Genomic DNA, 26068 nt, shown 5'->3' on the forward strand with positions numbered 1-26068 from the left:
CGGCTAGGGGCGGCCCGTCGCTCGATCCGAATCATGCAGCGATGCCTACTTTCAATCGGGCAACATAGCCCGCGCTGACCGAGCCGGTCATGGTCGCGAGCTGCGTCGAATAGCCATCGCTGAAGATCCCGTCGCTCGACAGGCTGATGGCATTGTTGTTGGTGGCGCTGTTGCCGTAGCCGCTGGTGGCGTAGACGGCGGTGTTGGAGTCCGACGGGAAGCACAGCTGCGAGGTACGCAGCTTGTTGTTCCAGTTGGTCGCCGTCGTCGTGCTGCGGTAGACCTCGAAATGGATGTGCGGCACGCGGCCCGAGTAGCAGCCCGGGTAGATGGTCTGGAAGGTGGCTAGGCCATCGGTGCCGGTGGCCTGCACGCCGCGCAGATAGTTCTCGGCGGTCACGCCGCTGGAGTACATGGAGTAGCGGCCCAGGGCGTCGCAATGCCAGAGGTAGACGGCATAGCCCGACAGGTCGGCGCAGGAGGCATTGGTGTTCACAAGCTCGATGATGACCTGAAGCGGCACGCCTGTGGCGACGCCGCTGGCGCCGGCGATGCTGGAGCGGATGTCGCTGCGCACGATGCCCGACAGGGCCAGCGCGTTGGCGACGCTGCCGTTGGCAGTGTTGGAGCCATCGCCCGGATAGGGGCCTTCGGTCTCGCTCGGGATGACGGAGCAGCTGCTGGTCGTCGTCGAGCCGCCGGAGCTGCCGCCACTGCTGGAGGACCCCGAGGACGAATCGCTGGTCGACGTCGTCGCACTGCTGCCGCCACCGCCGCAGCCGGCCAGCGTCATGGCACTCGCTCCGGTGAGCGAGATGGCGCCCGCCCCCAACAGCCAGCGCAGGGCTGCGCGGCGCTCGAAGGCCTGCCGCTGCAGACGGCTCAGGTCATGGGCCAGGCCCAGGTCGTGGTCATGCTTGGAATCGTGATCGTGGTGCATTGCATTCCTCCGTGAAGCTGGGATGGAGGCATTGCAACGCCGCGATGTATCGGGCGGATCGGCAGATTGTGTCGGGGTGGAAATATGCGGTTGGCCTGGGCGCCGTAGGTCTCGTCCGACGCACTAAGGGCATCTGCACGCACGCTGCACATGCCCCCTCCCACGGCACATTGCTGCAATGCAACATGGAAATGCAATGAACCTCCAGCCCGAAGCCACTTCGACCACGTCCGCGCCCCCTCTGGTTCTGCTGGGATTGGAGCCGCTGCGGGCAGCGCTGGAATATGCGCGCATGCGCCTGGCGGACGCCTCGGGCATGCCCAGGGGTGACGGCCACGCGGTGATCGTGTTCCCCGGCCTGGCATCTGACCGGCATGCAACCGGGCCGCTCACGTCGTTCTGCCGGCAGCTGGGATATGACGCTCAGGACTGGGGCCGGGGATTCAACACCGGCCCGCAGGGCGAGCCGAACGCGTGGCTGGACGAACTGGCCGACCATGTGTCGACGCTCGCCCCCGACCGCGCCAGCGATCTCAGCCTCATCGGTTGGAGCCTCGGCGGCATCTACGCTCGCGAGGTCGCCAAGCGCCTGCATGCCAGGGTGCGGCAGGTCATCACCATCGGCACACCTTTCGCGGCCGCAAGCGCCGAGACCCATGCCGGCCTCGTCTACCGTTTGCTGAACGGACACAGGCCCGCCCTGGACAGCGCCATGCGCGAGCAATTGCTGACCGCGCCGGAAGTGCCGACGACGTCCGTCTACAGCCGCACCGATGGCGTCGTGGCGTGGCAGGCCTGCATCCAGCCGGGGCGCCGCGTCGATATCGAGAACGTCGAAGTCCAAGGCAGCCACTGCGGCCTCGGCTGGAACACGCAGGTGCTGGAGGTCGTGGCCGACCGGCTCAGCCAGCCGCGCGGCCGGTGGCGGCCCTTTGAGGCGGCGCGGCCCAAACCCATGGCGAACGCCGCCCTGGGCTGAACCGGCGCCTCATGGTGCGCGACGGCCCGGCGGGGGACGCTGCCAGTCCAGTTCTATCCACACCGGTGCATGGTCGCTCGACTTCTCCCATCCTCGGACCTCGAGGTCGACCGCGGCGGTCCGCAACCGCGGCACGAGCGATGGATTCAGCAGCAGATGGTCGATGCGCAGGCCAGCATGGCGCTGGAACGCGTTCCTGAAATAGTCGAAGTAGGTGTAGATCGTGGCGTCGGGATGGAGGGCGCGCAGCGCATCGGTCCAGCCTTGCGCAACCAGGCGCTCGAAGGCTTCGCGGGTCTCGGTGCGAAACAGCGCGTCGTCGACCCAGCGCTCGGGCTTGTAGACGTCGCGCGCCGTCGGGATCACGTTGTAGTCGCCTGCCAGCACCACCGGCATGCCGCCGGCGAGCAGGTCTGAGGCACGCTGGATGAACTGCTCCATCCAGCGCAGCTTGTAGTCGAACTTGGGCCCGGGCGCGGGGTTTCCGTTGGGCAGGTAGAGGCACGCCACCCTGAGCCCGGCGACGTCGACTTCGAGGTAGCGGCTCTGCGTCTCGTCCGGATCCTGCGGCAATCCCCGCTGAACCTCGACGGGTACCGCCCCGCGCGCCAGGACGGCGACACCGTTCCAGCTCTTTTGCCCGTGCCAGACCGCCTCGTAACCGAGCGCTTTCAACTCGTCCGCTGGAAAGCGCTCCTGCGGCGACTTGAGTTCCTGCAGGCAGGCGACGTCGGGCTGCGTCTTCTCGAGCCAGCGCAGCAGCACGGGCAGCCGGGCGTTCAGGCCATTGATGTTGTAAGTGGCAATGCGCATCGCTGTGAATGACGAATCCTCTATCGGACAGCCTCCGAAGGCCGGATGTCGGCCTTCAGAACGCGCGCCATCTGTTCGAGCGCATTGTCCCTCGCGACGGCGGATTCCGCGGCCACGCAGTCAATGGGCACCGACACCGAATAGCCGCGCAGATAGGCGTCCATGGCGCTGAAGAACACGCAGCTGTCGGCGGCGATGCCGGTGACGACGAGGCGCTTGCAGCGCAGCTGTTCCAGCAGCAAGTCCAGCGGCGTGGCGTAAAAGGCCGAGTGGCGCGGCTTCAGCAGCGCAAAGTCATCGCGCCGGGGCGTTACCAGCTTGGCCAGCTTGCCGGCGTTGCCGGGCGTGGCCAGGCAGTGCCGCCAGAGCGCCTTGAAGTCTGACGTCCATTGTCCGTAGTTGTCGTTCGCATAGATCGTGCGCGCCCCTTCGGCGGCCAGGCGCCGCCGCAGCCTGTTGGTCTGCCTGGCGGCCGCAAGCGCCGACGGAGCCAGGGCCTGCGCGCCGTCAAAGCTAAGCGGGTTCACGAAGTCCACCAGCAGCAAGACGGTCTTGCTCGGCCCCAGTGCATCAGTCCTGATCTTGCTCATCCATAAAACGGGGCAATCGGCAGGCCTACCGGCCTGCTTGATCGCCTCAGCCCAGGCTGGCGTCGGTGGACAGCGCCAGGTCGCAGTGATGAGGAAGCACCCAGCCGCCGGCGCGGTCCTCGCGTGCGGTCGTGCGGATCATCGGCGCCCACGACGTCACGGTGCCGAAGATGGTCGCGAATGCGACGTCGGCGGCGTCACGACCGGTGCCAAGCCGGACAAAGCCCATGGGAATCGCGGTGCCGGAGGGGTCGAAGATATACCAACGGCCGCCGAGATAGACCTCGGCATAGGCGTGGAAGTCGGGCGGCCCCAGAGCCGGGTCCGCGCCATAGTCCGTGCCGGTCGCGAACCGCGCCGGGATGTTGAGCGCGCGGCACAGCGCCACCATCAGGTGGGTGAAGTCGCGGCACACGCCGGTGCGCTCGATCAGGGTGTCGACCGCCGACGTGGTGGACGTCGACGTGTTCGAAGTGAAGGACACACGCTGCTGGATCCATTGCGCAATCGCCTGCACGCGCCCGTGGCCGCTCGGCATCGCGCCAAATTCGGCCGTGGCCAGCTTGATCAGCCGGTCGGACTGGCAGTAGCGGCTGGGGTAGATGTATTGCAGCACGTCCAGGGGCAGCCGGTGGACCGGCACCTCCTGCAGATCCGCCGGGCGGTCGCGGCGGTGGGTCAACTCGACCATCGCCTCGTAGCGGATCTCGAGCTCGCCCGGCAGCGCCTGCAGGCGAAGGTGGCGGTTGCCGGTGCCGGGGTCGGTCTGCACTTCCCAAGCGACGTCCTGGCTGAGCTGCAGCTTCTCCTCGAAGACCTTCTGGCAGGGCGTGTGGGCCGGGTGGATGTTGAAGATGAAGTCGGCGCCGGGTGCGCTGACCTCGTACTTCAACTGGACTTGCAGTTCCATGCGAATCATGAGGCACAGCTTTCGACGGGAGGGGTCGCGGCAACGCCGGCAGCCGCGACGGGCGAGCCGAAATTCATCGGCACCTCGCCCCGGACCCCGGCGTCGATGACCTGGTGGATGAAGGCCAGCTTGTCCAGCACGGCGTCGGGCATCACGAAGGGATAGCTGTCCCGCCCGCCCAGGCTTCGGGACATCGCATTGATGAACTGCGAGATCGGCAGCCAGGTCTTGACCACCCGCACCTGCACCTCAGCCTCATCGCTCGCGATCGGCCGGGCCAGCACCGGCCCTCGTCCCGGCACCGCGCTGTCCAGGCGCAGGCCCCATGAAGCTGCCGTTTCCAGGCCGTCCTGCAGATGCATGTAGTGCGCCCAGCACTCGGCCCAGTCCTCCCACGGGTGGGAGCTGGCATAGGCGCTCACGAAGCGCGCCGACCAGCCCGACGTCGGGCAGCTGTAGTGCTGCTTGAGCGCCCGGGCGTAGTCCGCGCGCTCGTCGCCGAACAACTCGCGAAAGCGATCTTCCCATGCGGTGCCGTGAATGAGCCGATCCCAGTAGTAGTGGCCGACCTCGTGCCGCAAATGCCCCAGCAAGGTCCGATAGGGCTCACGCATCTGCGCCCGCACCTGCTCCCGGCGGGCATCGTCGGCCTCGGCGATGTTGAGCGTGATCACGCCATCGTCGTGGCCGGTCAACACCTTCCTCGCCGGGTCGGTCTGCTCCAGGAAATCGAAGGCCACGCCGTGCTTCGGGTCCTGCGCCTTGGCGGGGAAGGGCAGCTTCCAGGACGCCAGGCTGTAGGACAGCTGGCGTTTGGCGGCCTCGATGCGGAACCAGTACTTGCGGTTGTCGGCCTTGGCCAGCACGGGATGCACGCGCGTCGTGCGGCAGGACGGGCAAAGGTCTTCGTCCTCATCTGCGCCCAGCACCCAGTTGCAATACACCGGGGCTTCGTGATTGGCGCAGCGCCGCAAGCCCTCCTGCATGTTCGGCACCCGTGTCAGCACGCCGTTGCCGTCGGCCTCGAAAGACCCCATGGTCAACTCTGCGGGAATGAAGCCGAGCTGTGCATCGCAGGCGTCGCAAGCGATGTTCTCGAAGAACACGCGCGCTTCACAGCGCTCGCAGCAAAAGGTTTTCATGGATGTGCGGGGCCAGGCAGCCATGGCAGTCCCGGGCGAATGCCCGATGCAGTCGCCACAGCCTATTCGTCATTGGGGTGGTTGGCAGACTCGGTGTTCTCATCGGAGGCCGGGTCGTCCTTGCTGCCCGGCGCGGGCAGCGTGGGCTTGCGCTCGGCAGGTCGAACCCCTGCCTGCCTGCCCTCGCTGGGCGCTTCGTGGGTATCCACCGGGTAGACCGGGCGCCTGCCGACCTGCGGTTGAACCGGTTCGTTTGCCATGAGGCCTCCTGAACGTTGATGGGGTGGTAGGCCTTGGCAAGCGGCGCTCCTCCCACAGCCGGCACGGCTGCGGGGATGTTCCCGGCCATGAGAACACCTTGGGAATCGAGGCTCCCAACATAGTCGCAAAGCGGTGTACCGGGTGTCGGACGACCGCGCGTCCTCGTGTAAAGGCCGCCGGCCTTGCAGCTTCAGCCCAGGATCAACTGCAACGAGCCCTGCAGCGCCTGGATCAGCGCCTCCAACGCCTGCAGCAGCCTCTCGCTGCCCTGATGCATGCGCTGCACCGCATCGCCCTGCTCCACACGCAGGCCGCGCAGCAGCAGCAACCAGGCTTCGTCCACATCCTTGAACGCCGGCTGCAGCGCAGGACCGGCCAAAGGTGCCGCGCGCACCTCGTCATAGGCCTTGATGAACTCGTCCAATCCGGCCGCCAGGCCGCTGGTGTCGCGCCCCGGGATGACCTGGGCCAGCAGCCCTTCCTTGGCCAGGCGCTGGCTCAGCAGCCGCAAGCGCGTGACCTGGGCCAGCAGACCGACCGGGCGCTGGCCGGCGCGCTCGGACAGGCGGGCCACCAGGGTCTCGCTGCTCTCCAGCAAACGCTGGGCGGCACGGTCGCTGCGGCTCAAATCGGGCTGGCGATTGCCCAAGGCGGCATCCAGTTGGGCCCAGGCGGTCGACACGGCGGACAGTTCCTCGGCCAGGTCGTTGCGCAGCAGTTCACCCAGGCGCGCCAGGTTGGCGGCCACGCGTTCGGCCGAGGCGTCCAGCATGGCCTGGGCCTCGCGGCGCTCGGGTGGCGTCAGCCGCGGCCACTGGCGCAGGGCCTGCAGCTTGACGAGGCGCTGGCTCAGCATGCGCTGGGCGCCGGCCCGCTCCAGGGCCTCGGCCAGCTCGCTGGTGCGCACGACGCCGCGCGCCACCTCGGGCAGCTTGGACTGGGTCTGCATGGCCGTATTGCGCAGCAGCGCGAAGGCGGCCGCCTCGTCGATGCCGCGAGCCTGCATCAGCAAGCCCTTGGCGCGCTCCGTCCATTTGCGCTCATCCAGCTTGGCCTGGGCGGCCTGCTCGCGCGCCTGCTGCTGGGTGGCCAGGTCGCAAGCCCACAGCAGGGCCTCGCCCAGCACGTCGGCATCGACATCGGCGGGCAGCCATTGCACGGCGCCGCGGGCCAGCACGGCGCGGCGCTCGGCCTCCGCCGGCGGCGGCGACAGCAACACCACGGGCAGGCCGAAAGCCCGATCGGAGTGCAGAAGTTGCGCCAATGCGGTGCGATCCGGGCACCAGAGCAGGCCCAGGGCTGGCCCGCCGGCGGGGGGGCTGAGCTCTGAAACGGTGCACAAGGACCAGCCCTGGGCCTGCAAAGCAGGGGCCTGAGGCGGCAGTTCGGGGCTGCAGATCAGCCGGGGCGACAGAGGAGAGGCAGCGGTGTCGGACATGGTCTCGGGATTCACGCCCCAAAACGGCGCAAGAAACAGGCCAGCATCGTCGCTGGCGGGCGGGCATGGGGCTTGCAAGTATCGGCGCGTGGTGCTCGCAATGGTGCGGGTGCCCTCCCGCTGTGACGTCCTGCCGCCCAGGCACGACCGGTGGGTGGCCATGGGCGCTTGCAGCCAGCAAGATCGAGCCCGAGATGTCCGCCCTGCAAAACTTCAAAAACGCCGGCCACAGCCCCACGCTGTTCGCCGCCTTTCTGTATTTCGCGTTTTCCTGCTGCATCTGGGTGCTCAACGGCGCGCTGGCCCCCTTCATCAGCGAGACCTATCACCTGACACCGGCCCAGAAGGGGCTGATGCTGTCGATTCCCATCATGGCCGGCGCGCTGATGCGCTTTCCGCTGGGCCTGCTGTCGCAGTACATCGGCCGCAAGAACGCGACGCTGGTGGAGATGGGCATGATCGCCATCGCCATGCTCTACGGCTTCTTCATGGTCAAGAGCTATGACGACCTGCTGGCCATGGGCGTGCTGCTCGGCATTGCCGGCGCCAGCTTCGGCGTGGCCCTGAGCCTGGGTTCGGGCTGGTTCCCGCCGCAGTACAAGGGCCTGGCCATGGGCCTGGTCGGCGCGGGCAACGTGGGCACGGCCGTGTCGGTGCTGGTGGCGCCGCCGCTGGCCCAGGCCTATGGCTGGCAGACGGTTTACGCCTTCGCCGCTGCGGCCATCCTGGTGCCGATGATCGTCATGATCGTCTTCGCCAAGGAGCCGCCCGATGTCGATGCCCATGCCTCGCTGCGCGAGCACGTGGCCTGCCTGTTCGAGAAGGACGGCTGGGCGTTCAGCCTCATCTATGGCGTGACCTTCGGCGGCTTCATCGGCCTGACGACCTTCCTGCCCACCTACTACTACGACCAGTTCGGCGTCTCCAAGGTGCAGGCCGGCCAGCTGACCATGCTGGCGGCCTTCATGGGCGCCGCGGTGCGCGTCGTCGGCGGCGCGCTGTCTGACCGCTGGGGCGGCGTCAATGTGCTGACGCTGGTGCTCGTCGTCGTCGCCGTCAGCCTGGCCGGCGTGGGCCTTTCCAGCGCCTCGCTGGTGCTGACCACGCTGCTGCTCATCGTCTGTTTCGCCGCTCTCGGCGCGGGCAACGGCGCGCTGTTCCAGCTGGTGCCGCTGCGCTGGCCGGCAGCCACGGCCGTGGCCGGCTCCATGATCGGCGAGATCGGCGCCCTGGGCGGCGGCCTGGTGCCCAATCTGATGGGCCTGTCCAAGCAGCATGCCGGCACCTATCTCTGGGGCTTCGTCGTCTTCGCCGTGCTGGCCGTGCTGATGCTCTTCGTCATGCGCGTCATGCAGATCCGCTGGACACGCACCTGGGCCGAGAAGGGTGGCCGCGCGCGCCGCGTGACTGCCGCTTCGAAGGACGCAGAGCCGGTGAACTACCAGCGCGTTTGACCCTCGCGCAGGGGACAAGCGGCGGCGCGCCCCTCGGCACACTGGAGGGCATGACTCGCAAGCCTTTCCTCGCCCTGGCCCTGCTGGCCCTGGCCGCGTCTGCCCAGGCCGGCGTCAGCTGCAAGATCGCCGGCGCCGACATCCGCGTGTCGGACAGCCTGGCCGACTTCAACTACTCGCCCAGCAGCAAGCCGGGCGCGACGGGCAAGCTGTCGCGCTTCAGGTTGATGACGCTGGACGGCGGTGACGCGCCGACCAGCAGCGTCGAGCTGAAGACGGTCGACATCACGACGCCGGGCGACTACACACTGTCGATGGAATCGTTGTGGCGCTCCGTCGTCCGCGTGCAGGGCAAGAGCCAGCGCGTCACGAGCGGCAAGTTCCACTTCACGCGCTTCGAGATGAAGGACTCGCTGGGTCGCGCGGCCGGTACCGTCGAGTTCACGACCGACCAGGTGAGCGGCTCCTGCAACTTCGACGTCGAGGTCAAGGGCATCAACCGCGACCGGCTGGGCCTCTGAGGTCGGCCGCTCGGGCAACAGGCTCTATTTCGGCAGGAAGGCCAGCCAGGCGATCAGCAGCAGGTTCAGCAGAGCCGACAGCCCGAACGCCATCTGCCACCCGCTGATCGCTTCCCGCGTCGGCCTGGGTGCCCGCGTCGCTGCCGGCTGGTCCCGCGCCGCCAGCCTCTCCAGCGCCAGCAGCAACTCATCCGCCGTCTCGAACCGCGTCCTGGCCTCGCGGGCAATGGCGCGCATGACGAGGCGATCGAGCGGCATGGGCACGCTCGGCTGCAGTCGGCTGACGCCGGCCGGCTCACGCTTGTAGCGGGCCAGCTGGTAGGGCTCGATCTCGCCATAGGGCAGCTTGCCGGTCAGCGCCTGGTAGAGGGTGACACCCAGCGCAAAGAGGTCCGAGCCCGCGTTGGCTGGCTGTGGTGGGTCCTGCCATTGCTCGGGGTTGATATAGCTGGGCGTGCCGGCATGCAACTCATGCGACGCCGCCGGCGCGCGCGCGCTCAGCGCCACCCCCAGGTCCAGCACCCGCCATTGACCGTCGTCGCCGAGATGGAGATTGGCCGGCTTGATGTCGCGATGCACGACGCCAGCCGCGTGCAGCAGGCTCAGCGAGCGCGCCACGGCGCCGGCGAGTGTCAGCGCCTGCGCGACGTCCAGCGGCCCCTTGGCCAGCAGCTGCTCCAGCGTGTGGCCGCCATGCCAGTCGAAGACGGCATAGAAATGCGTCGCGCCGTCGGCCGGCGCATGCACGCGCACAAAGCCGCTTTCACCGCCGCGGCGGCGATGCCGCGGCGCCTCGGCCAGGCGCAGGCCCAGCCAGATCTCGTGGGCCAGCATGGCGCGCTCTTCGGGGTCGTCGGCGCGACCGGGACGCAGCATCTTCAGGGCGACCAGGCGCCCCGTGGCCAGCTCGCGGGCCTGCAGCAGGCGGTGCACACCGTTGTCGGCGACGACAGCGGTGACCTGGTAGCCGTCCAGCGTCGCCCCCACGCCCAGCGGGCCGGGACTGGGCAACTGCCGGCCCAAGGCTGCCAGATCGTTCAGGCCCGGGTCGGCCAGGTCCTTGATGTCCAGCACCAGGGCGGTCGCGTTGTCATGGCTGCCGGCAGCCAGGGCCGCAGCGGTCAAGGCGTCGGCCGCGGCCTGGGCGCCCTCCATCGTGCGCAGCACATCGGCGATCTGGCGGCTGCGCAAGGCCCCGTGCACACCATCGCTGGTCAGCAGCAGGCGGTCACCCACCTTGAGCTCGCCAGCGCTGTGGTCCAGGCGCAGTGCATCGTCCAGGCCCAGGGCGCGCGTCAGGCCGGCGAAGTCGCGCCTCTCCATGCGGTGATCCTGGGTCAACAGCATGCACTGGCCGTCACGCAGCAGCCAGGCGCGGCTGTCGCCGACATGCGCGAGCGCATAGCGGCGGCCACGCAGAGCGATGGCCGTCAGCGTCGTCAGCGCCTCGCGCGGCTGGCCGTCAGGGCCGGGGCGGCGGTTGTGCGCGGCCAGCCAGGCGTTCTGGTGGCCGAGCAGCCTGTCCATCGCCACGCTGGTGTCCCAGTCCGCCGGCACGCCGTGGAAGTCACGCAACAGGCTCATGACCGAGGTCTGGGCCGCCATCAGGCCGTCGCCATTGGAATGCTCGCCACCGCTGACGCCATCGGCGAGTGCTGCCACCCAACCCCGCTCCGCTTCGTGCGCGGCCGGTGCCTGCACGCCAGCGAAATCCTCGTTGCGCGGGCGTTTGCCTTGCAGGCTGGAAAGGCCGGTATCGAGTTCGAAGCGCATGCAGGTGGATTGTTATCGGTGGCGTCGCGGGCCGGGCGCCGGGCCGCTCCCTGGCCGTCCCCGCAGGGGACCGGCCAAGGGATGCCCTTGGACGAGAGGCCTCATCTTGGTGCGATTTTGGGATGAGTGCACCCGCACCGGGCTAGCCATCGCTTCGGCGTGGGGCGCCGCTGGTCGTTTTGCACGCTGCGGCAGGGCTGGAGGCCAGCTTCTTCGCTGGCACATGCCTTGCAAAGCAATTGACAGGCCACAGGAGTACGGCATGAAAAAGATGAAGCTGGTGATGGTGGGCAACGGCATGGCCGGCGTGCGCACGCTGGAGGAGCTGCTGAAGATCACGCCCGATCTCTACGACATCACCGTCTTCGGCGCCGAGCCCCACCCCAACTACAACCGCATCCTGCTGTCGCCGGTGCTGGCCGGCGAGCAGACGATCGACGAGATCATCCTGAATCCGCTCTCCTGGTATGAGGAGAACGGCATCACCCTGCACCTGGGCAAGACGGTCACCGAGATCGACCGCGTGCGCCGCCGCGTGGTGGCCGCCGACGGCACGACGGCCGAGTACGACCGCCTGCTGATCGCCACCGGCTCCAACCCCTTCGTGCTGCCGGTGCCGGGCAAGGATTTGCAGGGCGTCATCGCCTACCGCGACATCGCCGATACCAACGCGATGATCGAAGCGGCCACCCAGTACAAGCATGCCGTCGTCATCGGGGGCGGCCTGCTCGGCCTGGAAGCCGCCAACGGGCTGATGCTGCGCGGCATGCAGGTCACCGTCGTGCACCTGGTCGACACGCTGATGGAGCGCCAGCTCGACACCGTGGCCGGTGACCTGCTGCGCAAGTCCCTGGTCGAGCGCGGCCTGAACTTCATGCTCGGCGCCCAGACTCAAGGCTTGCTGGGCAACGAGACCGGCAGGGTTCGCGCCATCCAGCTCAAGGACAAGGATGGGCAGTCCATCGAGGTGCCAGCCGACCTCGTCGTCATGGCCGCCGGCATCCGCCCCAACACGGCACTCGCCGAGAAGGCCGGCCTGCACTGCAGCCGCGGCATCGTCGTGACCGACACCATGCAGACCGTCACCGACCCGCGCGTCTACTCGGTCGGCGAGTGCGCGGCGCACCGCGGCATCGCCTACGGCCTGGTCGCGCCGCTGTTCGAGCAGGGCAAGGTTTGCGCGACGCACCTGGCCCAGTTCGGCATCGGCCGCTACCTCGGCTCCTCGGTCAGCACCAAGCTCAAGGTGACGGGCATCGATCTGTTCTCGGCCGGCAATTTCACCGGCGGCGAGGGCACGGAAGAGATCGTCATGAGCGACCCCTTCGCTGGCGTCTACAAGAAGCTCGTCATCCAGAACGACCAGCTCGTCGGCGCCTGCCTGTATGGCGACACCGTGGACGGCGGCTGGTATTTCAAGCTGCTGCGCGAGGGGCGCAAGATCGCCGACATCCGCGACAAGCTGATGTTCGGCGAGGCGGGCGCCAATATCGGCGACGTGGGCCACCAGGGCGTCAGCCGCGCGGCGGCCATGGCCGATACCGACGAGGTCTGCGGCTGCAATGGCGTCGCCAAGGGCAGCATCTGCAAGGCCATCCGCGACAAGGGCCTGTTCACGCTGGACGAGGTGCGCAAGCACACCAAGGCGAGCGCCTCCTGCGGCAGCTGCACGGGCCTGGTCGAGCAGCTCATCATGTTCACGGCCGGCGGCGACTACTCGGCCGCGCCGAAGAAGAAGGCCATCTGCGGCTGCACCGAAGCCAGCCACCAGGACGCCCGCGACACCATTGCCAAGGCGCATCTGCTGACCTCGGCCGAGGTCTTCCGCGCCCTGGACTGGAAGACGCCCAATGGCTGTGCCACCTGCCGCCCGGCCATCAACTATTACCTGATCTCGACCTGGCCCAAGGAGGCCGTCGACGATCCGCAGAGCCGCTTCATCAACGAGCGTTCCCACGCCAACATCCAGAAGGACGGCCGCTACTCGGTCATCCCGCGCATGTGGGGCGGCGAGACGACGAGCTCGGAGCTGCGCCGCATCGCCGACGCGGTGGACAAGTACAACATCCCCACCGTCAAGGTCACCGGCGGCCAGCGCATCGACCTGCTGGGCGTCAAGAAGGAAGACCTGGTCAATGTCTGGAAGGACATCGGCATGCCCTCGGGCCATGCCTACGCCAAGGCCCTGCGCACCGTGAAGACCTGTGTGGGCAGCGAGTGGTGCCGCTTCGGCACCCAGGACTCGACGCAGATGGGCAAAGACCTGGAGCGGGCGCTGTGGCGCATGTACGCGCCGCACAAGGTCAAGATCGCCGTGTCGGGCTGCCCGCGCAACTGCGCGGAGGCCGGCATCAAGGACGTCGGCGTCATCGGCGTCGATTCGGGCTGGGAGATCTATGTCGCCGGCAACGGCGGCATCAAGACCGAGGTGGCCGAGTTCTTCTGCAAGCTGAAGACGCCGGAAGAAGTGCTGGAGTACAGCGGCGCCTTCCTGCAGCTCTACCGCCTGGAGGGCTGGTATCTGGAGCGCACGGTGCACTACGTCGCCCGCGTCGGCCTCGATCACGTCAAGAAGCAGATCCTCGAGGACGCCGACAGGCGCAAGGCGTTGTGGGCGCAATTGCAGTTCAGCCTCGATGGCGAGCCCGACCCCTGGTTCGACTTCGAGCAGGCCCATGTCGACCTGCGCCAGTTCGAGAAGGTGGGCGCCTGATGCTGAACCGACGCGTCCTCCTGCTGGCGACTCTGGCCGCCGGGCCTGCCCTGGCCCAGAGCCGCATCAACCAGCTCGGCGAAGCCATCGACAAGGCCGGCGCCCAGCGCATGCTGAGCCAGCGCATGGGCAAGGCTTGGCTGGGCCAGCTGCGCCCGGAACTCGCACCGCGTGCCCGCGCCGTGCTGCAGGCCAGCGAGGCGCGCTTCGAGCGCCAGCTCCAGGAGCTGCTGGCTTTCGCGCCCACGCCCGAGATCGCCGGCAGCTACAAGGCCATGCAGCATCGGTTTGGCGACTACCGCGCCCTGCTGCAGAGCAAGCCCAGCGCCGACCGCGTCGACGAGCTGCTGCAGGCCTCGGGCGAGCTGCTCAGCCTGGCCCACGTCGCCACCGGCCAGCTGCAACAGCGCTCCGCCGCGGCGACGGCCATGCTGGTCAATATGTCGGGCCGTCAGCGCATGCTGTCGCAGCGCCTGGCCCTGTTCTTCATGGCCGGCCAGCAGGGCGCTCGCCCTGAGGTCGTGCAACGGGAGACGGCCAAATCCCGCGCCGAGTTCGAGACCGCCATGCGCGTGCTGGGCTCAGCCGCGGAGGCGACGCCCGCCATCCGCGACAACCTGGAGCTGGCGCGCAACCAGTGGGTCTTTCTGCAGTCGGCCCTGGCCGGCGAGAGCCAGGGGCCAGAGGCGGCCAGCAACGTCTTCGTGGCGAGCGAGAACCTGCTCGCCGTGATGGAAACCGTGACGGGGCAGTTTGCCCGCCAACTCGGATGACAACCATGGACGACTGGACCCGCATCTGTGCCCTGCAGGACATCCCCGTGCTGGGCTCACGCCGCGTGCAGCGCGCGGTCGGCATCGATGTCGCGCTTTTCCGCAACGCCGAGGACGAAGTCTTTGCTTTGCTGGACCGCTGCCCGCACAAAGGCGGTCCGCTGAGCCAGGGCATCGTCTTCGGCAAGAGCGTGGCCTGCCCGCTGCATAACTGGACCATTGGCCTCAACGACGGCAGTGCCCGTGAGCCAGACGAAGGCTGCACGCCGAGCTTCCACGTGAAGGTGGATGGCGGCGACGTGTTCCTGCTTCAGGCCGAGTTGGACACCTTGGCACTGGATCTGCCCGCCCCGGTGGCCGGCCCCAAGATTTCGATAGCGGTGGCGTGACGAGCTGAATGTCAGCTCACCCAAAAGAACATGAACGAGACAAAGTCCACCTGCCGATACGCGCTGACGCGCGATCGGCATTGCCGTGAAACGGCGCACTCCCCTCTCATCCCCTCGCCAGGCGAGGGGCTCTGCAGCCGAGGAGTTCTGCTGTGAAAGAAACGAAATCCACCTGCCCCTATTGCGGCGTGGGCTGCGGCGTCATCATCGAACACGATGACACCCAGATCACCGGCGTGCGCGGCGACCCGGATCACCCGGCCAACTTTGGGCGCCTCTGCACCAAGGGCACAAACCTGCACCTGACGGCCACGCCGGTCGTCATCCAGCACCAGCGCCTGCGCGAGCCGCAGAAGCGCAACGCACGCGGCGCCCAGCCCGAGGTCGTGAGCTGGGACCAGGCCAACCGCGAGATTGCCGACAAGCTGCTCGCCATCCGCGCCGAGCATGGCCCCGAAGCCATTGGCGTCTACATCTCCGGCCAGTTGCTGACCGAGGACTACCACGCCTTCAACAAGCTGGCCCGCGCCGTCATCGGCACGCCCCATATCGACTCCAACTCGCGGCTGTGCATGAGCTCGGCCGTCGTCGGCTACAAGCAGGCCCTGGGCGCCGATGCGCCGCCCTGCAGCTACGAAGACATCGAGCTGGCCGACTGCGTGCTGATCAGCGGCGCCAATCCGGCCTGGGCTCATCCCATCCTGTTCCGCCGCCTCGAAGCAGCGCGCGCGAACAAGCCGGGCCACAAACTCATCGTCATCGACCCGCGCCGCACCGAGACGGCCGAGCTCGCCGACCTGCATCTGCAGATCCGCCCCGGCACCGACGTGGCGCTGTGCCACGGCCTGTTGCATGCCGTCATCTGGCAGGGCTGGACGGCAGGCGACTTCATTGACCAGTCCACCGAAGGCTTCGACGCGCTCAAGGAGCTGGTGCGCGACTGGGCACCTTCGCGCGCGGCCCAGGTCTGCGGCGTCAAGGAGGCCGACATCTGGCAGGCCGCCGAATGGTTCGCGACCTCGCCGAGCAGCTTGAGCCTCTACTGCCAAGGTCTGAACCAGAGCAGCAGCGGCACGGCCAAGAACACGGCCCTGATCAACCTGCACCTGGCCACAGGCCAGATCGGCCGCGCCGGCGCCGGCCCCTTCTCGCTGACCGGCCAACCCAATGCCATGGGTGGTCGCGAGAGTGGCGGCATGGCGACGCTGCTGCCCGGCCACCGCGACCCGGGCAAGGCCGCGGACTGGGCCGAGATCGAAGCGCTGTGGGGCGTGCCGGATCTGCCGGGCAAGCGCGGCCACACGGTCGTCGAGATGTTCGAGGCTGCCGCGCGCGGCGAGATCAAGGCGCTGTGGATTGCCTGTACCAACCCGGCCCAGTCCATGCCCGACCAGGCCACGGTGCGCCAGGCCCTGGAGCGCTGCGAGCTGGTCATCCTGCAGGAAGCCTTTGCCCACACGGCCACGGCCCGCTATGCCGACTACCTGCTGCCCGCTTCGACCTGGGGCGAGAAGGAAGGCACGGTCACCAACAGCGAGCGCCGCATCAGCCGCGTGCGCCCTGCCGTTCCTGCGGCCGGCGCAGCGCGTGCCGACTGGCGCATCGTGCGCGACGTGGCTGCGCTGATCGACGCCGCCCTGGGCCGCTCGCCCCGCCTCGCCGCCAACGGCCCCGAGGACCTGTGGAAGGAACACCGTGAAGCCACGCGCGGCCGCGACCTCGACATCACCGGCCTGTCGTGGATCACGCTGGACACCGAGGGCCCGCAGCAATGGCCCTATGTCAACGGCTCGACGCCGCGCCTCTACACCGACGGCCGCTTCGCCACCGCCGACGGTCGCGCCCGCTTCATCACCAAGCCCTACGCGGCCACCGCCGAGACGGCCAGCCCCAAGCGCCCGTTTGCACTGACCACCGGCCGCATGCGCGACCAGTGGCATGGCATGAGCCGCAGCGGCAGCGTGCCGCGCCTGTTCGCCCACGAGGGCAAGCCGCTGGTGCGCATCAACCCCAGCGACGCGGCCCGCCGCAAGCTGGCCGAGGGTGAGCTGGTATATGTGCGCTCCAGGCGCGGCGAGGTCGTGCTGCCTCTGAAGCTCGACGAGAACGTGCCCCTGGCCGGCGCCGACATCGCCATGCATTGGGGCGACGAATTCATCGGCGCCCAGTACGGCGTCAATGCCGTCACGCAGGGCGCCTTCTGCCCGGATTCCAAGCAGCCGGAGCTGAAGTTCAGCGCCGTCGCCATCGAGCCGACCGACCTGCCCTGGCGCCTCAGCGCCTGCGCCTGGGTCGCACCCGCCGACGGCCCGCGCCTGCGCGAGCAGCTGCGCGCGCTGATGCCGCGCTTCGGCTATGCCCATTGCCTGCCCGAGCCCGCCAAGGGAGAGCAGGTCGGTTGGGCGTTTGAAGCCGCCTGCGCCGAGGCGCCCGCGCCCGAACTGGTCGACGAACTCGCTGCCGTGCTGGGCCTGAACAGCCCCGCCGTGCTGCGCTATGCCGATGCCCAGCGCGGCCGGCTGCGCCTGCTCAATCTCGATGGCGACGATCTGCAGACAGCGCCACTGCAGGCCCTGCTGCGCGTGGGCCGGCATGAGGAAGGCGCCTGGCTGGTCGACCTGTGGCGCGAGCGCACGCCGGCGTCCACGGTGGGCCGCTGGCTGCTGTCGCCCGGCGCTCCGCCCACCAACATGACGGCTGCCAGCCCCCAGATCTGCAACTGCTTCGACGTGCGCGAGGACGTCATCCGCCTGACGCTGGCGCACTGCAGCGGCAGCCCTGGCGAACGCCTGGCCCAGCTGCAGGCCGAGAAGCGCTGCGGCACGCAATGCGGCTCCTGCCTGCCGACGCTGCGCCGCCTGGTCGCCACCACGCCTGAGGAAGTACCCGCATGAGCATCCCAGTTGTCTCCCTTGTCGGCGCCGGCCCCGGCGACCCGGACCTGCTCACCGTCCGCGCCCTCAAACGCATCGAGGCGGCCGATGTCGTTCTCGCCGACGACCTCATCGACCCGCGCGTGCTGGCCCTGGTGAAGGGACGGTTGCTGCGCGTTGGCAAGCGTGGCGGTTGCATCAGCACCGACCAGCATTTCATCCATGCGCTGATGATCAAGGAGGCCCGAGCCGGCCACCGCGTCGTGCGCCTCAAGGGCGGCGATCCCTTTGTCTTCGGCCGCGGCGGCGAGGAGGTCGATGCGCTGCGCGAGGCCGGTCTGGCCGTGGAAGTCGTCAGCGGCCTCACCAGCGGCATCGCCGGCCCGGCGGCTGTCGGCATCCCGGTCACCGACCGCCGCGCCTCGCCCGGCGTCATCCTCGTCACCGGCCATCCCGGCGAAGGGCGCGCCGAGCCCGACTGGGCGGCGCTGGCCCGCACCGGTCTCACGCTGGTGATCTACATGGGGGTGGCCCGCGCGGCCGACATCACGGCCAAGCTGCTGGGCGCCGGCCTGAAGGCTGATCTGCCCGCTGCCATCGTCAGCGCGGCGCACACGGCGCAGCAACGCCACGCCGTGACGACGCTGGCCGGCCTGCCGGACTGCATCGCCCGCGAAGGGCTGAAGAGCCCGGCGCTGCTGGTGATCGGCGAGGTGGCCGCGCATGCGGCGCTCGATGCCGTGCAGCACTGTGAGCTGAACCTGGGTTGAAGCATCAACCCGGTACCGTCACCCAGCGAAAGCCAAGCAGGGTCAGAACGCCGCCAAGCGATTCGCACCTTCCGCGGGCAACTTGACCATGCAAGCAGCGAATAGCGGGTTGACGAGCCAGCCGCTCAGCCAGGACCGTACCGAAGGCAAGTCCAGCGTTGCAAACCACGCCCTATCCACTGAGGCGAACTGACGGACGAAGGGCAGTACTGCCAAGTCGGTGGCGCATGGCGTGGCGCCTCCCAAGTGGGGTGCGCTGTGCAGCCGTGCCTCCAGCGGTCGCAGAAGCACATCCAGCGCCAGGTCGCGGTGTGCGTCCGGCGTGAGGCTCTCACTCGCATAGCGCTGGGGGTACTTCCAGCGGTCCAGGTGATGCTTGAAGTCGCCGTCGTTTCGCTGAACCAGGTCAAGGTTCGCCGGCGACTGCGCCCGCGCCCACCAGCCCTGCGCGTCGGGCGCTGCGAGTGCCCAGCGCATGATGTCCCAACTCTCCTCGATCACGCTGCCATCGGGCAATTGCAGCACCGGTACCGTAGCCTTGGGAGACAAGGTCAGCAAGCTTGCCGGCTTGTCGCGCAAGTTGACCTCCACCGCCTCGAAGACCCGCCCAGCCTGCAGCAGCGCCATCCGTGCGCGCATGGCGTAGGGGCAGCGGCGAAAGGTGTAGAGCCGCGGCAACTGTGGACGTGCAGGAGAGATAGGTGCGCTCGGTGTCAGCGTCGATGCGTGCATGGGCAAGGTCTGTGCAGCTGCACGATCAAGTCAATACGGCGTGAACGTAGCTGCGGCCTAATGGACCCGCAGCACCTCAAACTGCTGTTGGATTGGAGCGACCTGTATTGACACCTCATCGCCCTCGCATTTGCCCAGCATGGCCCTGCCCAACGGGGCTTCGCTGCTGATGACCTGAACGATCTGACCGCCGCTGACCAACTTCATGCTGCCCCCATTCGGGCCGAGAAAGAGCTGTTGCTGCCTGTCGTCGGAATCCACCAGGCAGACCAGCGCGCCGATCTGTATGCCTTTGCTGGCGTCGTAGGGACGTGGACGGAACTGGCGCCAATCGGCCATCGCCTGGCGGATGGCGTCGGCGCGACGAGCTTGGCCGGTGGCCAGATAGGCGGCTTCGAGACCCAAGGTGTCGTATTTGTTCTCGGCGATGTTTTCCTCGTGAGTCGCCGTTTCATGCGCCGTCCGCGCCGCCTCTTCGGCTTGCAGCAAGTCTTCAGCGAGCCGTTCCAGCACCTGCTGTTGCAGCAAGGATTTATCCATGATGAAAGGCAGGCATCTCGAACAAGCGGGGGGCATCTTGATTATCAGGGGCTCCACCAACTCTCGACGCTTCTGTGGGCTACGGCCCAACTTCCGATGGCACAGCTTGCTCCCTCGAGCAGGTTGACGGGCAGACCGACGCCCGGGCAGCATGGAGGGCTGCTTCGCCCTCGACAGCGCTCATGGCTGCCACCGCGTCGTCAGCTGAGCCGATGACCGCTTCGTGTCCCGGAGCGTGCCCGCTTGCCGGCCGTCGCGTCAGCTCAGCTTGAAGCTGGACACCAGCCCCGCCAGCCGCACGGCTTGTTCCTTCAGCGACTGAGCCGCCGCGGCGGACTCCTCCACCAGCGCGGCGTTCTGCTGGGTCATCTGGTCCAGCTCCGTCACGGTGCCGTTGACCTGGCGCAGCCCCAAGCTCTGCTCGACGGCCGCGGCGCTGATCTCGCCAATGATGTCGGTCACGCGCTGCACGGAGCCGACGATGTCGGTCATGGTCGTGCCGGCGTCGTTGACGAGGTGGGTGCCGGCCTCGACGCGCTCAACGCTGGCGCCGATCAGCGCCTTGATCTCACGCGCCGCCTCGGCGCTGCGCTGGGCGAGCGAGCGCACTTCGCCAGCCACGACCGCGAAGCCGCGACCCTGTTCACCGGCGCGCGCCGCTTCCACCGCGGCGTTCAGCGCCAGGATGTTGGTCTGGAAGGCGATGCCGTCGATCGTGCCGATGATGTCGGCGATCTTGCGGCTGGCGTTGTTGATCTCGCCCATGGTGCTGACGACGCGCGACACCACCTCGCCGCCCCGGCCGGCCGTCTCGGCGGCGGCGCCGGCGAGCTGCTTGGCCGTCATGGCCGAGTCGGCGCTCTGGCTGACGGTCCCGGTCAGCTGCGTCATGGAGCTGGAGGCCTGCTGCAGGTTGGAGGCCGTCTGCTCGGTGCGCTGCGACAAGTCCATATTGCCGGTGGCCACCTCGGCCGACGCGACCTGGATGCTCTCGGCCGACTCGCGCACCTGGCCGACGATCTCGGACAGCGACTGCTGCATGGCCGCCAGGGCCTGCATCATCTCGGCGGATTCGTCCGTGCCGCGGGCCTCGGGCGCGCGCGACAGGTCGCCATCGGCCATGCGCTCGGCAAAGCGCTTGGCGGCCACCAGCGGGCCGATGATGGAGCGCGAGATCAGCACTGCCAGGGCGCCGCCGACGACGACGCAGACGACGAAAGCAACCAGGAAGCCGACGAAGACATTGCCGACCAGGCTGTCGACCTTGGCGAAGACGTCGTCGCCGCGCTTCTTCAGGTCGCCCTCGATGCCATTGAGCATGGCCAGGGCGGGATCGTAGGCGGCATCGGCGGCCTTGATGTCTTCGAAGGCGGCCTGGGCGTCGGGGTAGCTGTCGGCCAGGATCTTGTCGGCCACCGGCTTGACGGCCTTGCGATAGTCCGCCATCAGCACGCGGAACTTGGCCAGGGCCTCCTTGCCCTTCTCCTCGGTGGAGATGGCGCCGAAGTCGTCCATGGCCTTGTCCAGGCCCGTCTGGGCGGCATCCCACTCCTTCTTGGCGCGGGCCATGCCTTCCTTGTTGAAGATGGAGGCCACCAGCGTGGACGTGGCCGCCTTGCTCTGCAGCAACTGGCTGCGCGCCGACATGGTGATGTTGGAGGCCGGGATCAGTTTCTGGGTGATGCCCTGGATGGCCTTTTGCGACACATTCAGGCCGAAACCGCCGACGGCCACCAGCAGCGCCGTCATCGCCAGGATGATGCCGAAGGCCAGCCAGAGGCGGGCTTGGATGCGCAGACGTCGCAGCATGGGGTTCTCCCGGTGGAAACGGTCGATCAGAAGTAGCCGCTCATTGAAGCAGAAACCCGCACAGGCAGATACAAATGCGCTGGTAGGCTCGCGGCATCGTTCACGCCACAGCCTCCCATGAGCTTTCTGGCTATCGACATTGGCAACACAAGGCTTAAATGGGCCGTCTACGAGGACGACGCCCAGCCCGGCAGCCACCCGCTGCAGCAAGGCGCCGTCTTCCTGGAAAACATCGACCGCCTGGCCGACGAGGACTGGCAAGGCCTGGCTCCGCCCACGCGCATCCTGGGCAGCAATGTCGCCGGCGATGCAGTGCGCCGCCGCGTCGAGGAGCAGATGGAGCACTGGGACCTCAGCGCCCGCTGGGTCGTGCCCGCGGCCGAGACGGCCGGCGTCAAGAACGGCTACGACCACCCCACGCGCCTGGGCGCCGACCGCTGGGTGGCCGTCATCGGCGCCCACGCCCATGCCCGCATGCGCGGCTTTGACGGACCGGTGCTGGTCGTCATGGTGGGCACGGCGGTGACCGTCGAGGCGGTCTCCAGCCAGGCCGAGTTCCTCGGCGGCCTCATCCTGCCGGGGCACGGCATCATGTTGCGCGCCCTGGAAGGCGGCACGGCCGGTCTGCGCGTGCCCACCGGCGAGGTGCGCGATTTCCCCACCAACACCAGCGACGCGCTGACCACCGGCGGCACCTTCGCCATCACCGGTGCCATCGAGCGCATGTTCCGGCTGCTGTCCAGGCGCGAGGGCCGCGAGCCCCTGCTGCTGATGACGGGCGGCGCCGGCTGGAAGGTGGCCCCGGCCCTGGACGCGCCCCACGAGCTCATCGAAGGCCTGATCTTCGACGGCCTGCTGGCCATCAATTCGGCGCGGACCTGAGCTTGTCGAGCAGTTCGCGCGCCGAGCGCACGCCCAGGCGCTGGTAGAGCTTGCGCGTGTGGTCGACGACGGTGCTGGGCGCCACGCCCAGACGCTGCGCGACCTGGGCCTGGGCCAGGCCCTGCATCAGCAGGCGAGCGACGGTGGCCTGGCCACTGGACAGCTCGAAGCCCTGCAGGCGGCGCTCGTCGGCCAGCTCGCTCGGCTCGAGACGGCGCAGCTGCACCTGGGTCCAGCACGGCGTCGCGGGGTCGACGGCATCCAGGCGTTGGGCATTGAGCTCGAAGCGCCCCCAGGGGCTGTCGACCCATTGCGTCACCGGGCCGCCCTGGGCGGCCGCGTGCAGGCCGGCCAGCAAGGCTTCCGTCGAGGGCTGCGCAGGCTGAGGGCCCGGCCCCGGGCCGGCCTGCAGCAGCAGGCGGCGGGCGCCCGCGCTGGCGTGGCCGAGGCGGCCGGCTTCATCCAGCAGCAGGACCTCGGCCGCCTCCGGAGCCGGCTGCCAGCGCTCGGGCGCGCAGCGCGGCAGCGTGTCCCGCGACAGGGCCTGGGCCAGGTAGGGCAGCAGCGGCAGCAGGCGCGCCTCCTCGGCCGCCGTGAAGCAGGGTTCGCCCGGCCCGCGATAGAGCACCAGCGAGCCCAGCGGCCGGCCTTCACGCGAGCGCACGATGAGCTCGACGCGATAGCGAAAACCCTGAGGCCGCCAGATCTCGGCATACAGGGCCGAGCCGAGGAAGCGCCCCGTGTCCAGCTGCGCGGCGCTGTTCAGCACGGCCCCCGAGGCCAGGGCCTGCGCGAAGGACGGCATGGCCTCGGCCTCGCGCTTGTTGTGGAACTCGTCGAAGTAGAGCTTGGCGACCCTCTCGTCGACCGAACCCTCGACGCAATAGCGCGCCAGCGCGCCATTGCCGTCGCACCAGTCGAACAGGTTGCGGCTGGACGGCACGAAGGCATGCAGCTCGGCCAGCAGCGTGGGCATGACCAGAGGAGTCGGCAGGTCCAGCGCGCACAGCTCGCGCAGGCGGCTCAGCTCGCGGGACTTCTTGGGCCTCATATCGAAAATTCTCCCGGGACCGTCATTCAACGCGGCTCAGGCTCCGCGGCTAGCCACCGTTGAGCAGGGACGCCAGGCTGCCCTGCTGCAGTTCAAGCCTCAGCAAACGGTCAGCCAAGGCCACTTCCCACACGCGCTCGCCGGCCAGGGCGTCAGCGTCGGCAGGATCGCAGGCGCGGCCTTCACCAAAGACACTCAGGACCAGCGCCTCGTTCAATCGCCTGAACTGCCCGTTACGGCGATAGCCCCGCACCAGGGCGAAGCCGACCGGGCCCTCGGGGTCGAGGCCAAGGCCCAGGTCGCCCCGCGGCGACAGATCGGTGATCCGCAGGCCATAGAGGCTGACGCGGCGGTCGAGCGAAAGCATCTCCGTCATCGTGACGCCGCCGGCGCCGCAGGGGTGGTCTGGTGTCGTCAGTGTTGCCATGATCCTTGCGCTCCTTCCTGTCTTGGATGTTGTTGTTGCGCCTGCAATGTTGCGGTCAGCGCAATGACCTAAGCTATGCGGGCCAAAAGCGTGTGTCATCTGCACCGCTGATGACGCGGGCTTGCCCACCCAGTGGCAGGCCGGAAAACAAGAGCCATTGAGGAGCCGTCGGTGACACAGGCGAGGGTGTTCCAGCAGTTCGAGATCCGGCCGGAAGAACGTTTGCTGCTGGTGAGCGGCCAGGCCGTGGGTATCGGCGCGCGGGCTTTCGACGTGCTGCTGGCATTGGTGGACCGCTCGCAACGCGTGGTCAGCAAGGCCGAGCTGCTGGACCTGGCCTGGCCCGGTGTGGTGGTGGAAGAGAACAACCTGACGGTGCAGATCTCGACGCTGCGCCGTGTGCTGGGCCACGAAACCATCGTCACCGTCACCGGCCGCGGCTACCGGCTCAAGGTCGTACCGGTAGATGCACCGGCCCTGGCAGAGCCCGAGCCGGCCGCCGTCGACGACACCGTCACGCGCCTGCAGCGCCGGCTGGCGGTCATCGTGCAAGCCGAGGTGGTGGGCTGGTCTCGGCTGGTGGCACGCGACCCCACCCGCGCCGCAGCCACCTGGAAGCGCATCCGCGTCGACCTCATCGAGCGCAGCCTTCCACACTTCGGCGGCCGGGCCATCGAGCTCACCGCCGAGAGGCTGCAACTGGAGTTCGTCAGCGCCGTGGAGGCCGTGGCCTGGGCGGTCGAGCTGCAGGAGACGCTGGCCGAGCGCCGCCAGGCTGCCGACCCGGCCGAGAACGCGGCTTTTCATCTGCGCATCGGTATTGCTGTGGATGACGTCATCGTGGACGACGGCAAACTCGTCGGCGACGGCGTCAATGTGGCGGCCGACCTCCAACTCAGCGCCGTGCACGACGAGATCCTCACCACCCAGAAGGTCTGCGACTTTGTGGCTCACAAGATTCCGGTGAGCTTCGACCCGCTGGGCCAGCGCGTCATGCAGAAATCGCAGCGGCCGGTCCACGTGCTGCGCGTGGTGACCGGTTCGCGGCGCCACGCCGTGTCGGCACTGCGTCCGGCCGGTGTGCGCGTTGCCTCTCTGGCCGTGCTGCCCTTCTCCACCGAGGGGCCGCCCACCGACGCCTATTTCGGCGAGGGCGTCACCGAAGAGATCATCGCCACGCTGTCGCTGAATCGGGCACTGTTCGTCATCGCGCACAGCTCGACGCTGCGTTACCGCGGCAATGAGCTCAACCCGGCCGACGTGGCCGCCGAGCTGGGGGTGCGCTACCTGGTGACGGGCCGCGTGCGACGCGCCGGCTCGCAGGTGCGCATCCACGTCAGCCTCATCCATGCCGCCGACCAGCGCGTCATTTGGCAACAGCCCTTCGACGGGGTCGTGGAGGATCTGTTCACCTTCCAGACCGAGATTGCCGCCAAGGTGGCCGCCGCCGCCGCTCCGCAGGTTCAGGACGAGGAGGTGGCCCAAGCCCGCCAGCGGCCCACCGACAGCCACGACGCCTACGACTGCGTGCTGCGCGCTCTGGCCTGCATGGTGAAGCTCGGCTCACCCGAGTTCGACACCGCGGGCCACCTGCTGCTGCGCGCCGTGGAACTGGACCCCGGCTACGCCCAGGCCCACGCCCATCTGGCCTGGTGGTACAGCCTGCGTCAGTTCGATGGGCTGGCGAGCACCGACGGCCAGGAGGGGCGCCTCGGGTTGGAGCACGCGCTGCAATCCGTGCGGCTGGACTCGCGCGACGCCTGGGTGCTGTCGGTCGCGGGCTACATGCTGTCGCTGCAGAAGCAGCACGACGAAGCCCTGGACCTGTTTGATCGCGCACTGAAGCTGAACCCCAGTTGTGCCGCGGCCTGGGCGCGCAGCGCGGCCACGCTGTGCTACGTCGGCCGCGCCGAAGAGGCGCTGGAGCGGCTGGACCGTGCCATGCGCCTGAGCCCCTTCGACCAACACCTGTTCTGGCACCTCACCATCTGCGGCGGCGCCAGCTTCGTCGCGCGCCGCTACGACGAGTCCGCGGGCTGGCTGGGCAAGGCCCTGCGCCTGAACCCCAGCTTCAATGGCGCCCGCCGCCTGCAGATTGCCGCCCTGGTGCGCACAGGCGAGCTGGCCGAAGCGCGCGCGCTGGCCGAGCAGTTCCTCGTCGATTGCCCGAGCTTCTCTGTCCAGGAGTTCGGCCGCTGGTCGCCGATGCAGCGCCCCCATCTCGACGACCTGCTGTCGGCCCTGCGCCAGGCAGGCCTGCCTGATTGACCTACAGGTCAGACCGGTTC

Annotated in this window: 23 protein-coding genes; 10 read left to right on the top strand and 13 right to left on the bottom strand. The window is 68.4% G+C overall.

The genetic code is table 11. From position 1 onward, the window contains the following. Positions 1 to 31: 31 nt before the first annotated feature. A complete protein-coding gene (locus J2X20_RS10065) occupies positions 32 to 940 on the bottom strand; it encodes a dioxygenase family protein (RefSeq protein WP_310263976.1) in 909 nt (302 codons plus the stop codon). Positions 941 to 1136: 196 nt separating this feature from the next. On the opposite strand from J2X20_RS10065, the gene J2X20_RS10070 reads away from it, so the two are divergent. Further along, a complete protein-coding gene (locus J2X20_RS10070; protein WP_310263979.1) occupies positions 1137 to 1919 on the top strand; it encodes an esterase/lipase family protein in 783 nt (260 codons plus the stop codon). A 9-nt stretch (positions 1920 to 1928) separates the two neighbouring features. Here J2X20_RS10070 and xth read toward each other — a convergent pair whose 3' ends face one another. The 6 genes from xth to J2X20_RS10100 all read right to left on the bottom strand — a co-directional run bounded on the left by xth (position 1929) and on the right by J2X20_RS10100 (position 7073). Then, on the bottom strand, positions 1929 to 2732 hold the full coding sequence (gene xth, locus J2X20_RS10075; protein WP_310263980.1) for an exodeoxyribonuclease III: 804 nt from the start codon (positions 2730 to 2732) through the stop codon (positions 1929 to 1931). A gap of 20 nt (positions 2733 to 2752) precedes the next feature. Then, the gene (locus J2X20_RS10080; RefSeq protein ID WP_310263983.1) at positions 2753 to 3277 is read right to left on the bottom strand and encodes a cysteine hydrolase family protein; all 525 of its coding nucleotides are present in this window, start codon (positions 3275 to 3277) and stop codon (positions 2753 to 2755) included. A 91-nt stretch (positions 3278 to 3368) separates the two neighbouring features. Further along, on the bottom strand, positions 3369 to 4241 hold the full coding sequence (locus tag J2X20_RS10085; RefSeq protein ID WP_310263986.1) for a transglutaminase-like domain-containing protein: 873 nt from the start codon (positions 4239 to 4241) through the stop codon (positions 3369 to 3371). Further along, a complete protein-coding gene (locus tag J2X20_RS10090; protein ID WP_310263990.1) occupies positions 4238 to 5398 on the bottom strand; it encodes a zinc-binding metallopeptidase family protein in 1161 nt (386 codons plus the stop codon). Before J2X20_RS10090 ends, J2X20_RS10085 begins: the two co-directional genes overlap by 4 nt. A 38-nt stretch (positions 5399 to 5436) precedes the next feature. Next, positions 5437 to 5634, bottom strand: coding sequence for a hypothetical protein (locus J2X20_RS10095; protein ID WP_310263992.1), 198 nt, complete (start codon positions 5632 to 5634; stop codon positions 5437 to 5439). Between the two features lie 191 nt (positions 5635 to 5825). Then, positions 5826 to 7073 carry an ANTAR domain-containing response regulator gene (locus J2X20_RS10100; protein ID WP_310263994.1) on the bottom strand — a complete coding sequence of 416 codons (1248 nt, stop codon included), beginning with the start codon at positions 7071 to 7073 and terminating at the stop codon, positions 5826 to 5828. Positions 7074 to 7267: 194 nt separating this feature from the next. On the opposite strand from J2X20_RS10100, the gene J2X20_RS10105 reads away from it, so the two are divergent. Together J2X20_RS10105 and J2X20_RS10110 are read left to right on the top strand one after the other, a co-directional pair. Beyond that, positions 7268 to 8527 (top strand): MFS transporter, encoded by a 1260-nt coding sequence (locus J2X20_RS10105; RefSeq protein ID WP_310263997.1) that lies wholly within the window; start codon positions 7268 to 7270, stop codon positions 8525 to 8527. A 50-nt stretch (positions 8528 to 8577) separates the two neighbouring features. Beyond that, positions 8578 to 9048, top strand: a complete 471-nt coding sequence (locus J2X20_RS10110; protein WP_310264000.1) for a hypothetical protein — start codon at positions 8578 to 8580, stop codon at positions 9046 to 9048. A gap of 24 nt (positions 9049 to 9072) precedes the next feature. On the opposite strand, the gene J2X20_RS10115 is transcribed toward J2X20_RS10110, so the two are convergent. After that, complete coding sequence (locus tag J2X20_RS10115; RefSeq protein WP_310264002.1) at positions 9073 to 10821, bottom strand: bifunctional protein-serine/threonine kinase/phosphatase; 1749 nt, start codon at positions 10819 to 10821, stop codon at positions 9073 to 9075. Positions 10822 to 11083: 262 nt separating this feature from the next. On the opposite strand from J2X20_RS10115, the gene nirB reads away from it, so the two are divergent. The 5 genes from nirB to cobA all read left to right on the top strand — a co-directional run bounded on the left by nirB (position 11084) and on the right by cobA (position 18339). Beyond that, positions 11084 to 13534: a nitrite reductase large subunit NirB gene (gene nirB, locus J2X20_RS10120; protein ID WP_310264003.1), complete on the top strand. Its 2451-nt coding sequence runs from the start codon at positions 11084 to 11086 to the stop codon at positions 13532 to 13534. Then, positions 13534 to 14307: a type IV pili methyl-accepting chemotaxis transducer N-terminal domain-containing protein gene (locus tag J2X20_RS10125; protein WP_310264004.1), complete on the top strand. Its 774-nt coding sequence runs from the start codon at positions 13534 to 13536 to the stop codon at positions 14305 to 14307. The genes nirB and J2X20_RS10125 overlap by 1 nt, the downstream gene beginning before the upstream one ends. 5 nt (positions 14308 to 14312) lie before the next feature. Further along, the gene (gene nirD / locus J2X20_RS10130; protein ID WP_310264005.1) at positions 14313 to 14696 is read left to right on the top strand and encodes a nitrite reductase small subunit NirD; all 384 of its coding nucleotides are present in this window, start codon (positions 14313 to 14315) and stop codon (positions 14694 to 14696) included. A gap of 152 nt (positions 14697 to 14848) precedes the next feature. Further along, positions 14849 to 17590: a nitrate reductase gene (locus tag J2X20_RS10135; RefSeq protein WP_310264006.1), complete on the top strand. Its 2742-nt coding sequence runs from the start codon at positions 14849 to 14851 to the stop codon at positions 17588 to 17590. Further along, a complete protein-coding gene (gene cobA, locus J2X20_RS10140) occupies positions 17587 to 18339 on the top strand; it encodes a uroporphyrinogen-III C-methyltransferase (RefSeq protein WP_310264007.1) in 753 nt (250 codons plus the stop codon). The genes J2X20_RS10135 and cobA overlap by 4 nt, the downstream gene beginning before the upstream one ends. A gap of 42 nt (positions 18340 to 18381) precedes the next feature. On the opposite strand, the gene J2X20_RS10145 is transcribed toward cobA, so the two are convergent. The 3 genes from J2X20_RS10145 to J2X20_RS10155 form a co-directional block, all read right to left on the bottom strand. After that, positions 18382 to 19071 (bottom strand): glutathione S-transferase, encoded by a 690-nt coding sequence (locus tag J2X20_RS10145; protein WP_310264008.1) that lies wholly within the window; start codon positions 19069 to 19071, stop codon positions 18382 to 18384. A 57-nt stretch (positions 19072 to 19128) separates the two neighbouring features. Further along, entirely contained in the window at positions 19129 to 19611 is a 483-nt protein-coding gene (locus J2X20_RS10150; RefSeq protein WP_310264010.1) for a GreA/GreB family elongation factor, read from the bottom strand. A 258-nt stretch (positions 19612 to 19869) separates the two neighbouring features. After that, the gene (locus J2X20_RS10155) at positions 19870 to 21420 is read right to left on the bottom strand and encodes a methyl-accepting chemotaxis protein (protein WP_310264011.1); all 1551 of its coding nucleotides are present in this window, start codon (positions 21418 to 21420) and stop codon (positions 19870 to 19872) included. Positions 21421 to 21537: 117 nt separating this feature from the next. Between J2X20_RS10155 and J2X20_RS10160 the strand changes: the two genes are divergently transcribed. After that, positions 21538 to 22302, top strand: coding sequence for a type III pantothenate kinase (locus J2X20_RS10160; RefSeq protein ID WP_310264013.1), 765 nt, complete (start codon positions 21538 to 21540; stop codon positions 22300 to 22302). Here J2X20_RS10160 and J2X20_RS10165 read toward each other — a convergent pair. Both J2X20_RS10165 and J2X20_RS10170 read right to left on the bottom strand, forming a co-directional pair. Then, positions 22283 to 23353 carry a helix-turn-helix transcriptional regulator gene (locus tag J2X20_RS10165; RefSeq protein WP_310264016.1) on the bottom strand — a complete coding sequence of 357 codons (1071 nt, stop codon included), beginning with the start codon at positions 23351 to 23353 and terminating at the stop codon, positions 22283 to 22285. The two genes, J2X20_RS10160 and J2X20_RS10165, sit on opposite strands and share 20 nt — an antisense overlap. A 49-nt stretch (positions 23354 to 23402) precedes the next feature. Then, the gene (locus J2X20_RS10170; protein ID WP_310264018.1) at positions 23403 to 23780 is read right to left on the bottom strand and encodes a hypothetical protein; all 378 of its coding nucleotides are present in this window, start codon (positions 23778 to 23780) and stop codon (positions 23403 to 23405) included. Positions 23781 to 23951: 171 nt separating this feature from the next. On the opposite strand from J2X20_RS10170, the gene J2X20_RS10175 reads away from it, so the two are divergent. Continuing rightward, positions 23952 to 26048 carry a winged helix-turn-helix domain-containing protein gene (locus tag J2X20_RS10175; RefSeq protein ID WP_310264020.1) on the top strand — a complete coding sequence of 699 codons (2097 nt, stop codon included), beginning with the start codon at positions 23952 to 23954 and terminating at the stop codon, positions 26046 to 26048. Positions 26049 to 26068: the final 20 nt, after the last annotated feature.

Origin of the sequence: Roseateles saccharophilus, assembly GCF_031458095.1 — a bacterium.
GTDB classification, from domain to species: domain Bacteria; phylum Pseudomonadota; class Gammaproteobacteria; order Burkholderiales; family Burkholderiaceae_C; genus Pelomonas; species Pelomonas saccharophila_A.

Bases quoted from the DNA above. Each gene is read 5' to 3' on its own strand.
- J2X20_RS10065 (WP_310263976.1), bottom strand. From the start codon at position 940: ATGCACCACGATCACGATTCCAAGCATGACCACGACCTGGGCCTGGCC.
- J2X20_RS10070 (WP_310263979.1), top strand. From the start codon at position 1,137: ATGAACCTCCAGCCCGAAGCCACTTCGACCACGTCCGCGCCCCCTCTG.
- xth (WP_310263980.1), bottom strand. From the start codon at position 2,732: ATGCGCATTGCCACTTACAACATCAATGGCCTGAACGCCCGGCTGCCC.
- J2X20_RS10085 (WP_310263986.1), bottom strand. From the start codon at position 4,241: ATGATTCGCATGGAACTGCAAGTCCAGTTGAAGTACGAGGTCAGCGCA.
- J2X20_RS10090 (WP_310263990.1), bottom strand. From the start codon at position 5,398: ATGGCTGCCTGGCCCCGCACATCCATGAAAACCTTTTGCTGCGAGCGC.
- J2X20_RS10095 (WP_310263992.1), bottom strand. From the start codon at position 5,634: ATGGCAAACGAACCGGTTCAACCGCAGGTCGGCAGGCGCCCGGTCTAC.
- J2X20_RS10100 (WP_310263994.1), bottom strand. From the start codon at position 7,073: ATGTCCGACACCGCTGCCTCTCCTCTGTCGCCCCGGCTGATCTGCAGC.
- J2X20_RS10105 (WP_310263997.1), top strand. From the start codon at position 7,268: ATGTCCGCCCTGCAAAACTTCAAAAACGCCGGCCACAGCCCCACGCTG.
- J2X20_RS10110 (WP_310264000.1), top strand. From the start codon at position 8,578: ATGACTCGCAAGCCTTTCCTCGCCCTGGCCCTGCTGGCCCTGGCCGCG.
- J2X20_RS10115 (WP_310264002.1), bottom strand. From the start codon at position 10,821: ATGCGCTTCGAACTCGATACCGGCCTTTCCAGCCTGCAAGGCAAACGC.
- nirB (WP_310264003.1), top strand. From the start codon at position 11,084: ATGAAAAAGATGAAGCTGGTGATGGTGGGCAACGGCATGGCCGGCGTG.
- J2X20_RS10125 (WP_310264004.1), top strand. From the start codon at position 13,534: ATGCTGAACCGACGCGTCCTCCTGCTGGCGACTCTGGCCGCCGGGCCT.
- nirD (WP_310264005.1), top strand. From the start codon at position 14,313: ATGGACGACTGGACCCGCATCTGTGCCCTGCAGGACATCCCCGTGCTG.
- cobA (WP_310264007.1), top strand. From the start codon at position 17,587: ATGAGCATCCCAGTTGTCTCCCTTGTCGGCGCCGGCCCCGGCGACCCG.
- J2X20_RS10145 (WP_310264008.1), bottom strand. From the start codon at position 19,071: ATGCACGCATCGACGCTGACACCGAGCGCACCTATCTCTCCTGCACGT.
- J2X20_RS10150 (WP_310264010.1), bottom strand. From the start codon at position 19,611: ATGGATAAATCCTTGCTGCAACAGCAGGTGCTGGAACGGCTCGCTGAA.
- J2X20_RS10155 (WP_310264011.1), bottom strand. From the start codon at position 21,420: ATGCTGCGACGTCTGCGCATCCAAGCCCGCCTCTGGCTGGCCTTCGGC.
- J2X20_RS10160 (WP_310264013.1), top strand. From the start codon at position 21,538: ATGAGCTTTCTGGCTATCGACATTGGCAACACAAGGCTTAAATGGGCC.
- J2X20_RS10165 (WP_310264016.1), bottom strand. From the start codon at position 23,353: ATGAGGCCCAAGAAGTCCCGCGAGCTGAGCCGCCTGCGCGAGCTGTGC.
- J2X20_RS10170 (WP_310264018.1), bottom strand. From the start codon at position 23,780: ATGGCAACACTGACGACACCAGACCACCCCTGCGGCGCCGGCGGCGTC.